General features: G+C 35.4%; 6 protein-coding genes. 1 reads left to right on the forward strand and 5 read right to left on the reverse strand.

Annotation, left to right across the window (positions count from 1 at the left end):
• The 3 genes from QNJ50_RS27080 to QNJ50_RS27090 all read right to left on the reverse strand — a co-directional run.
• On the reverse strand, positions 1-1565 hold a 1565-nt coding region (locus QNJ50_RS27080), incomplete at its 3' end, for a protein phosphatase 2C domain-containing protein (RefSeq protein WP_300641843.1).
• A 2132-nt stretch (positions 1566-3697) separates the two neighbouring features.
• On the reverse strand, positions 3698-4972 hold the full coding sequence (locus tag QNJ50_RS27085; RefSeq protein ID WP_300641848.1) for an esterase-like activity of phytase family protein: 1275 nt from the start codon (positions 4970-4972) through the stop codon (positions 3698-3700).
• Positions 4973-5337: 365 nt separating this feature from the next.
• Positions 5338-5697 carry an NAD(P)H-quinone oxidoreductase subunit M gene (locus QNJ50_RS27090; RefSeq protein ID WP_300641852.1) on the reverse strand — a complete coding sequence of 120 codons (360 nt, stop codon included), beginning with the start codon at positions 5695-5697 and terminating at the stop codon, positions 5338-5340.
• Between the two features lie 1105 nt (positions 5698-6802).
• Here QNJ50_RS27090 and QNJ50_RS27095 point away from each other — a divergent pair.
• Positions 6803-7084, forward strand: coding sequence for an Npun_R1517 family heterocyst differentiation transcriptional regulator (locus tag QNJ50_RS27095; RefSeq protein WP_300641855.1), 282 nt, complete (start codon positions 6803-6805; stop codon positions 7082-7084).
• A gap of 1294 nt (positions 7085-8378) precedes the next feature.
• Here QNJ50_RS27095 and QNJ50_RS27100 read toward each other — a convergent pair.
• Both QNJ50_RS27100 and QNJ50_RS27105 read right to left on the reverse strand, forming a co-directional pair.
• Positions 8379-9074 carry a response regulator transcription factor gene (locus QNJ50_RS27100; RefSeq protein WP_300641858.1) on the reverse strand — a complete coding sequence of 232 codons (696 nt, stop codon included), beginning with the start codon at positions 9072-9074 and terminating at the stop codon, positions 8379-8381.
• A 288-nt stretch (positions 9075-9362) separates the two neighbouring features.
• Positions 9363-10340, reverse strand: coding sequence for a glycosyltransferase (locus tag QNJ50_RS27105; RefSeq protein WP_300641861.1), 978 nt, complete (start codon positions 10338-10340; stop codon positions 9363-9365).
• Positions 10341-11010 lie beyond the last annotated feature (670 nt).

Consider the following 11010-nt stretch of genomic DNA (forward strand, 5'->3'; position numbering starts at 1 on the left):
TGCAGCAATGCTATTGTGACATTATCATGTCCATTTTCTACATTGGCAATCTCTACTAATTTACTTGTTGCTGTCGCTATATCTTGCTTGCCTGATAATACTGGTAGTATTTCTGTTTCCCAATGCTGTTCTACCCGGTCAAAATCACTCAAACCATCGGAGCACAGCAAAAATATGCCATCTTCATCCAATACAAATCGCTGCACTGTTGGATGCAAAGACAAGCTTGGACTCATGCCCAGTGCTTGAACCAAAGAACCCGAAGCAACTTGTTTTAAGGCATCTCGGTAAACAGCATATCCCAAACGTACTTCCCGCGATGCAACATCATCATCAAGAGTTACTTGATAACATCCATAGCGAGTTATCCAATACGCACGACTATCACCAACATGAGTGACATAAACTTCATGACCTATTGGTAGCGCCATCACAAGGGTGGTACCCATGCGCTTTCGCCCTTGGCGATTTTCGTTATCGTTACGTTCGCTAATTTTATCGTTTGCAACCGCTACTGCTTTTTCCAAGTCGCCGAGTAAAATTCCTGGTTCGATATCTTCATCGGAAAATCTATTTAATTGTTGTAATTCTTCTTCTATGGTATTGATTGCCAAATTAGATGCAACATTTCCCCCTTCATGGCCACCAATTCCATCACAAACTATACCCATAGCTTTAGATTCGGGAGGCTTAGTCAATATTCCCTTACTTAAGGGATAACAAGCATCTTCATTACGCTGGCGACTGGGACCGGTATCTGTTTGAGTTGTAATTCTAATTTGTAGTGATTGTGATGTTCCGATTTTTTTTAATGCACGATCTAGCAGTAAGATTAATTGATCGCCAGATTTTACTTTGCCATCAATCAACAAGTGGCATACTTCACCTAAAAATTCAGCGATCGCGTTTCTGGCAAATGGTAGTAGTCGAGAGCGCCAAAACTCGCCTAGTTGTGCGAGAGTTACAATATCTTCATCTTTACGTAACTCTAACAAACGTAGGATTGGTCCCTCTACTCGCATTAAGTGAGTTTCCATTAGGGTGGAAACGACCCCTTCACTCGCGAGTGGTTGCCAAATATTAGCTATTTGCCACAACCAATTGAGTTGGCGCATTGATGTTGCACCACCCCAGGCTTTAGTTAATTCTTCCCGTAAGGTTACTTCTAAATCAGAATCAATTTTTGGGAAAACTGGAGGATTTTCCAGGAGCAAGACCTCCCGTGTCATACTCCCTCTCCTTATCGGTAATAACCCATAGACTTGAGGAACCTGTAAGCGGAACGGAATTAATTTTAAGTATGGTTTAATAAATTCTAATTTTTCTACTGCTGGCGCTTGGACGGCTAAACTTGGTATTCGATCTAAAAGTACTGATTTAGCAACAACTAAATAGCGATCGGCTATGATATCACCAGGTTTACCCAGATTGACCTCATTTCCCACAACCCACAGATAGCGTTTGCAAAGCGGTGTAGAGCATCGTTGGCAAAACTTGTGGCTTAGCGGGTTAGGTGCCTGACAAAGTTCATTGGGGCAATAAAGCGTTGCCGCGTCATTTTCCATAGTTTTCCCACCGATCGGCAATTAGCAATTCCTTCAAAAATATCATCTGTGGCTTTGTCTACAGCCAAATGTTCCGTGTTTCGACCTGCTATGAGCAAAATATTGAATGAGGCTCATCTAACAATCCCGATTTCGAGTGACAAACAGTAATGAGCAAAATCAACCACCGTATCTACCAACTCAAGACCTCCACTATTCATTTGAAATCTATTTACGTGCTTACTTAGCTAGCACCAGAGTTTGAACAAAGCTTATCACCGAATCTTTAATTTAATATAAAGCGTATATGACTTCGGAATAAGCCCACCCTAGCACAAAAATGCATATTGCCAGCTTCCATACTTATTTTATAAGTATCCGAGCAACAATAAGCTTAAATGAAAACAAAATCAAACTTATAATAAGATTTTAATTATATGAAACAGATATCATTTGTTTTCAGCCATAGCTACGGAGATGGTACATAAATACACCCTCAAGTATTAACAGCCAATCTAACATAGATAATTACTGGTATTTGCAGGCAAGATAACAAAGAAAAAACAATTAATATTAACCTTATATATACAATCTGCTTTTATCTTCATAAATCTATTTGACCTCTATTTTTTCAATTAAAACTATTTAGCCGTTGCTCTGAGGGAACGCTTCTAAAGTTGTAGAATCACATATTTTGACTCTTCTTGAAACATAATATGATTAAATCTATTTTTTTTGACAGAAATGGCTAATTGTTTACTTCAACCGACTATTCACGGGAAAAATCAGTATTTCTGGATAAAGGACTAAGCGGCATAATACTACTGCCAGAGGAAAGTGTGCAACTATCAATCGTGAATGACAACAAAATTTCCGATTAAATATTTTGTTACTTGCTATAAATATGACGAACTATCTCTGAATAATTGTGTTTTATCCATTCTTATAATGAATCACAATTAGAACGATAATTAATGTTATTCGAGATATCAATTAAATCAAATCATGCTATTTACTTTTTCTTATATCTCACCATAAATATAAAATTTTCCTATATCAAAAAATGGTAATAACTAATCAATAAATTACTAAATGTAAAGATAGTTTTATCGACAACCAGAGAAATTATTTAGTTAAAATATAACTTAAATTTTCTACAATCTGAAGATTTATAGTTTGATAAATAGTATAAGTTTGTTTAGATTATTTACCATAAATTCATCAGCAATTGCAGAAAAATTATTCCTATATTAATTGTGCTTTACAAATAGTATATTCACTGAATTAAATAGAAAATTAATTACCATTTCTATGCCATTTACTATATTTTTTTTGATGCGGTATAGAATTAATATTAATTTTGACCTTCTTGAACAGCATAAATACAAGTATTAATTGTTATTCTGCGTACCAATTAGCAAACTTCTGTATTATCGTTCCATAAATGATATTTACATGCTGCATATCCACTGAAAAGTAGCTTTTGCCTAAGTTAAAATAAGATTTAAATAAAGTTAATAGTATTATTTACAACAATAAACTCTGACAAACAAGATTAATGCTTAGTATCAAGTAGTGCAGAACAAAGCAGTATCCCAGTGACTACAAAATTTATCAACAAAAAGAAGGAAATATAGCAATAATTTTTGATTTGTAAGCACATAAATCTTCTAGAGAAAGGCGACAGATGTTTAGTCGCACCTGCGTCTAAAGGTGACGCTGCAGGCTCTGGCGCATCTCTAAAATATTGGTTTTAATAAATGATTTAGTATCGTTATATCAAGTTATATAAAAAGTAATTAATAAGTTTATAACTTATATTTTTCAATTAGTATTATTAAACAGAATTCTTTATCCTACTTTGTGGGGAAAATTAAATCGACCTCGGGTTAGTTTTAGTTTCCTGAGATGAACAAGTAAAGTTTAGCAATACTCTTTGATAAACTGCACAATACAATATAGATAAATTTATCGCTATATGGTTAGTGGACGCTAAGGTTAACTATGAACATCTAAAAACTCAGATCTTAGTAGCTTGAGTAAAATACTGAGTACATAAAACGTATATCAATAAGAATACATTACAATTTACCATCAAATATTAACCGATGATTCATTGATATTTGTTATTTACAATCACTACTTGCAGCTTCTTAATATAGAGGTTTATCTAATCTAATTAAAATAAATTCTGTATTATCTACCTGGTTTGGTATGCGACCTATACTATCAGCGTAGTTATTATCGTTAACAATTAGTAAATCTGTTTTATTTACTGGTAATACACTTTCAATTGTCACAAAAGGAAAGGCAAAAATATTATTGCGGGTAGCTTGACCACCAACACCTTGAGTGTCTTTGATGCTTAATAAATCTACTAATAACTCTTTTTTGACAAATCCTTGTGAATCTTTATTCTTTATATTTATTTTATAAACTCGTTTAAATTTAGCTGGCTCTTTAAATTTCCCATTATTAGGGTCGCCCTGTTTATGGTCTCGTTCAATAACAATAAATTCTTGATCGTTGATAGCTGTTAGTTCCCCGATCGCATGGCTGCTACTCTCTAATTTATAGGAAAAAAATTCACCTGTATATTTTTTACTCGCCAAGTCAAATTCGTAAATTAGTAGACGTTGCGAGTTTTTATCTCCCTTGAGAATACCTTCCAACATTGCATATAGCTTGTCTCCACTGCGATTAAGGGCTAAACCTTCAAATCCACGAGAACCACCAAGGTTGGCTAAATTTTCTGCTTCCTTTCGTGGTAAGTCAACAAATCTTGGATGGTCGGGAGATTTAACAAAATTTAATTTACTAACCCCCAATAAATCTGGTAGGGGAATGGGGACATCCAAGAGTTCGCCATTTGGATTTGCGTGGAGTAGGAACGGACCGAACTCATCTCCCAACCAATAAGTTCCATCACCTGCTCTTCGAAACGATTCAATATCAAAGTCCCCTCCTGTAAGTAAACGATTTTTACGGATTGCTGGACTAACGGGAATAGATTTATCCCCGGGGTAAGTGTTGCGATCAGCGACAATGGGAAATGAAAGCAAATTTTGCTTATCTTTAAGTTCTAAAAAACTTTCACGATTAAAAGATTTTAGTCGCGCTCCCGTTCGTAAATTAATGGGAAAAACTTTACCGGTGAGAAAATCAGGTTCCATTGCATAAATTCGCAAAACATAGTCAGGAGAATTACTTTTTCCTCCAAAACCATTATCTGAAACCAGCAAATAAGTATTTTTCTTGGGACCTGGAATTACAGCAGAAAAACCCTGCACTGGCTGAGCGTGGAGAAAAGGAACTGTGCGCCTTGTTTCCTTAAACTGACCTGAGGTCGGTCCTGGAGCAAAAGTATCGGCTGCTAAAATTGCTCGACCAATTAATTCAGCGCCCCAAACGCTATTAGTTGGCTGCAAGCAAAAAAAGATTATCGAATACTGTACGAATCGTTTCCATGCCCAGAACCGAGAATTTTTTTTCCTAAGGAGTTTACAGTCGAAACAGATGAGAGCAAAGTTCAGGACGTTACAAAATTTAAATTGCAAAATTTAAACCCCAAAATTTAAATTACGAAGCCTGTAACTCTGAACTTTCATAGAAAAATTTTACATTCAAGACCCTTATACCTGAGATCCATAGACTTAAGCAAACTGAGGATTTCTATGTCTAATCTCTCCAACCTTAAAACTTAAGAAGTTTAAGCTTTTGAGCTTTAACTCCACAAGTTTTGATTTACTAAGACTCAAGATTCTCAAGAATAAGATTCTTGAATTCCCAATTGTTACTTATCTTCATCAACTGCTACCTGTGGTAGCCCCATACTGTAATTGGTAACGCGGGCAGTTAGATTATAACTAATTTCTCCTAATTGCAGAAGATTTCGGACGTAATGCTCTAAATCGGAGCCAATGCGACGTAAATTGTAATCTGTAAGGTCTGCACCACTGTTAGCTTCTACTAACTCATCAAACTTATGATGAACCTTTTGCAGAGCATCCTCGTTCCAATTGAATTCATTATCCGGATCTATATCCAAAGTTAAAACTTGATTACTGGGTACGAGTTCTCCGTCTCGATCTATTTCCGCAGCGAATATCCTGATATGTCTGGTCGTAGACTTGAGCAGGGTTGTGTTTTCCATCTTTGAGAACTGGGGTTTAGATTAATTAAACTGAAATTATTGTAGACGCTATCTTTAAGCTTGCCGACGTCTGATTCTTGGTAAATATAAATATTATCTATGGTTATTGCGACCAAAAGATGAAAAAACTTTTTGATTGACGTTGAAGCAAAATTTAGATGATTTACCTGGTGAAATTTTACTTTGAATCTGGTTTTTTGGGAAAATAACTCTCGAACTGGAAAATTATTTGTTGAGTTGTGAGCCAAATCAATTACCTTTCCCTCAATTTATTTTTTAATGATCCTGAGATTGTTCAATTAACTTCCGAAAACGCAAATAATTAATCGGTATCAATTAGTGGGACGAAGACTCAAGATAGACTGTCATGCTGCTGTCCAGTTTTTATTGAAGACGATCGCAACTAATATTTTTCCTGCGATAATTATTGTCGTAAACAGTTTTGATTTTAAAAACAGGGCAATAGACCTATACAATTTATCTGAGGAACTAGTTTCGTTGATTAATTACCTTTTCTAGTTTTTGGCAAAAATTTTATCAAGAAGTGACTCAGCTCACATACATAAGGAGAGTTATTTGTTCAGTGTATATATTGTCATTTCAAATAAAAATAGTAACCAGATTAATTTATTTGTAAGTTGAATCTAGGTTATTAATAAATGCAAAAAATAACATGGAGTAATTTTACGCAATTCTCTAAGTACTAAGTTATAACTGAGTTTGATGAAGATTACCATAGTTTTCACTTACGTGCATCACCTAGTTTTTTAGTAAAAACTAAAACTGTTATTGACGTTAAGAAAAACTTGATGTAAAAACCTTTAAAAAGCTCAAACAAGTTCACACAGAAACTGAACCAGTATAGAATCTTAAAAATTGAATAATAGTTATGCTTTACTTAAGCAGTAGATTCCATTTGTGTAACATGATCGGAATGCTGAAATTTTACTCAGGAGACACTGGATAAAAAATGGGATACAAATATTCTTAAAGACAAGCGATCTTAAAATTGCACCTCTCTAAGATTGCAAGCAACATCAAAAAAATTTTGCTTTAACAAAGCTCCTTGCCTAAGTCACAACTTTTTACAGGAATCCTCAAAACTATGAACTCGAAAGCATTACCCCGTCAGATAAATAATATTGAGGTAGGTGTTTACGAATGTGAATTACATCTCAAATTTAGGTTAATTGAGGAAAAAAGTCTGTTAAGCGATCGCGAGCAGCTATTACAGGTATTACTTGATGCCTTAACCGAGGGTTCTGATGAATTTCTGGAAACATTACAAACTTATGTTAAAACTCGCGAAATATCTGAATTAAAAGCATCTCCACAAATGCGACGTCAGTTAATGCGCCTACGTAATTCCACTGATAGCTGCCAATAGTTTTATATTCGAAATCACTCATACTAGCAAATCCCTTGCTTGAGAATTGTGAATTTTTTTAAGCTTGCTTTTTGCCTATTGATTCTCAAATAATTGACTATTTTTAAATCTGAGTTAGCTTATTTCACCATTTCTCCTTAACCTGGTAAGGAATTGCGATGATTGTCACCCTTAGCACTACGGATATATTTGGGTGTGCCTACTAACTAAGCGTTTTTCAGTTTCGTTTGCTATAGCGTTATCTTTTGTCTTGGAAAAAGATAGTGAATAAACAAAGGAGGAAAAGCTAATTAGTCCATTTATTTGAGGAAGAGTTAGCGACCTAAAAATACAAGATAGACATTTTGACTGACGAAAATCTTGAATGAAGCCTTCAATGGATGCTGGAGTTTAATTAACTCTAGTTTTACATGGGAATTCTTTATTTAAGTTTTTTGCTTAAGCAATGCTGGGGGTAATTTGACACTCAGAGAGTAAAATTCTCTGAATATGTCTGTTGCTCCCAACTTTCTTAAATACCAGAAATCCTTTCAATTGGTCTTTTTCTAGGAAGAGTTACGAGGACATGAAACAAAAAAAGTTGATTAAGTAATCATACGGACAAAGATTAGGAAAAATGTGGAATTCTTTATTTAGATTTCCGTCTTTTTACTTGGGTATTAGATTATATCATTTCTTATTAATTAATCTGAAGCAAAATTTTCTGTTCGCTATAATCTTTTCTTATTGGTTTTCTCTATGGCAGTGGGAAACTATGGATAGAATACTGATGAAACCTTTTGTTCGCAAGCGAGGTGTGCTGCGGTTGGGTCGAACTCATTTATTTCTTGCCTTTAAATTTAATATTTATTAAGTGCAGACAGTCTTATCCTTACAATTCGATATTGCAATTGTCATAAAATTTTAAAAGTAAAATTTCAACTATCAAATTTCAAAGTTAAGACCTTAAACTGGAAGTATCTCGGTTTTTATTCTACTTCAAGAGAATTAAAGTTTAAGTACTGCAGAATAGACTATTTGACAGCTAGTACTTTTACCCGATGATAAAAAGTGAGATGCTCCCCTTCAAAATTAAGCTTGTTTGAGTTTACCTATGAATTAGAGCTTCCTGAATTTTTCTCAAAGCTTTATAGTCGAAAACTTGATAGATTAATTCTGAAAGTCATGACATGAACTTGATCAAGTGCGAAAAATAAGTTTTTTAGCTTCAAAATCCGTGGATAAAATCAGTTGTTTAGAGTATTCTGACTTCTTTTACTAACTCCTAACTTTCTCGAAATTTTTTAAGCATTCCTTAATTCGCTAAACCATGTTCCAAAGCAAAGCGGACTAATTCTGTACGACTATTAGTTCCAGTTTTACTAAATAAACGGCTGACATATTTTTCTACGTTGCGCACACTGGTATCGAGACGACGTGCAATTTCCTTATTCATCAATCCCTCTGCCACCAAGTTTAAGACACTTTGTTCTCTGGGGGTCAGGTCTATATTAAATGGGGGAGTTGTTTGGGGAATGGCGTTTCTTTGGGTGAGTAAAGCCTTAATTTGGGCAATTTGATTTGCTAATTCAGCAATATCTGGTGTTTCACTATCTTCTTTTTTAGTCTGACTGGAACTTATACGTCGCGTGAGTAAATTTTCAATAATTGCAACCAGTTCATCTGGATCGAAAGGTTTGGGTAAATATCCATCAACACCTGCTTGATAACCTTGGATGCGATCGGAGGTCATCCCTTTTGCAGTTAAGAATATTACAGGTAATGAAGCAAAACGGGGGTCTTCTCTTAATTGTTTGAGAAATTGATAACCATCGACTTGTGGCATCATAATGTCGGAAATTACCAACTCCGGTGTATTTTGTTGCATCAACTCCCATCCTTCACGGGCGTTACTGGCTACTTGAACTTTGAAACCGCTTTCTTCTAAGTAATCTTTTACGGCTTCGCGCAATCCCGGTTCATCATCTACCAGTAAAAGTTGTGCTGACATCTAGATTTTCCTTCACAGTATTTTCTCTAATTTAGCGAAATTCGATCGCCATTTGAATAATATATGCCTGGGATAGATATTATTTCCCAGATTTAATTATCTTGATATTTGCGTTTACCTTTGGCGTAGTTTTTGCATGAGTAGTTAATAATTCTTAATTCTAAATTTCTTATATATTAAATAATTTTCTGGGTTAATAAATTTTTTTGGGTTAATATTTTTTTGGGTTTTTTTGGATTAATAATTTTTTGAAAAAAATTCCTAAAAGTACTTGCCATTTAAGGAATATCATGATTTTAGCCACTGTACTATTTTGGCGTTTTCAGGAAGTTTAGCTTCTTTTTGACCGGAATAGCGAACTCTAGCAGTAAATAAACCAATGGGAGTATTTAGTAAGTCTACAGCCGGGCTTTTGGTTGTAAGTATTTTAATGCTTTGTTGGGGTATTTCCTTTAATAACCAGCGTGCTAAGCGATAGTAGTATTCTTTATTTGGGATTTCTCGCATTAAATCTACACCGTGTAATTCGTGTAAATAGCGATTGGAACGCCCATATCTTCGCCATTGACTGGCTAATTCTTTCATTGAGGTGCGGTGACGATGTCGAACAATTGCATCAGGGACAAATTCCAAAGTACCTAAATTTTGTTTGATAATCCGCCAGCAAATATCAGCATCACCTCCGGTGGTTAAGTAAGGACGAAATAAACCACTTTTTTCTAAAATTGTGCGTCTAATGGCTAAATTAGCAGTTTGACCATATGTACAAAAAGGATGTGCAAGGGTATGTTTTTGAGATAATGTTTCTTGGCGATCGGCAAATTTTGCCAGTAAGTTTTTTTCTGGGAATGCGGTAATTTCTCCGGCGACGATCGCAACCTCCGATCGAATAAAAGGTTGGATCAATAATTCTAGCCACCGAGATTGGGGACGACAGTCCGCATCGGTAAATACAATAAATTCTCCTCCTGCGGCTTGAATCCCTGTGTTACGAGCAGCATAGGAACTTTGGATTTGATTTTCGCTTAATGGATGAATCTCTATCGGACAGTGTTCGGCTGCTGTTTCTAAAAAACTAAATGTGCGATCGCTACTATTGTTATCTACTAGCAGGTATTCTACTAATTTTTTTGGGTAAGTTTGGGCTAACAAACAACTAATTAATTCTGATAAGTCGCTTTCTCCGTTATAAATGGGAATCACAACAGATATACGTGGCAAAAATTTAGTGCTTGTATTTGTCTGAGCAGGGTCAATAGCATTCATAAATATAGGGATTGACATATGGATACTAATTTAGTATTCCCTCCAGAAAATTTAAAATCAGTAACACCCTCAGATATTCAGTTATCAGTTATCAGTTAGCAGTTAACAGTTAGCAGTTAACAGTTAGGAATATGGATTAAATAAAGTACAAAAGTAGGGTGCTGTTAGCATCGCGTAACGCACCATTCCAAATTTCAGAATTACAGTTTATTAAATTCTCATTCCTTAATGCGCAATACTTACAGTATGCTTACGCTAGGTCGCTCACGCTTTGCTAATAGTTGAAAGTTATTAGCGATGGCCGACTTCATAGCATCTTGTTTGCGCATAGCGATATAACTGTTCTGTGTTCTCTGTACCTAAAAAATATCGCTACCGAGCATGTAGGAGAAATAACTTAAATCATCTCCTTTGCTGGTAACGTTGCTTTCTCGATGCTGTCAACAACCCAGGTCTAAAGACACTGGGCTTCTAGCCTAAGGATTTAGATTATAGTTGACCAGACTTTTGTTAAAGGCAAGCGTTAAAGAACCTACCAAGGGATGCGTAGGTGCGCTGCGATGCGCATAGTGGTATTGCTTAACTAGGAGGTGATTTATTAAACCTTAAAACAAGCTGGTTGCTCACCCCAGAGCGCCAAGGCTGAGTCGGCAGGCGGGGGACAATGAGT

Origin of the sequence: Mastigocoleus sp. MO_188.B34 (assembly GCF_030065675.1) — a bacterium.
Lineage (GTDB): Bacteria > Cyanobacteriota > Cyanobacteriia > Cyanobacteriales > Nostocaceae > Mastigocoleus.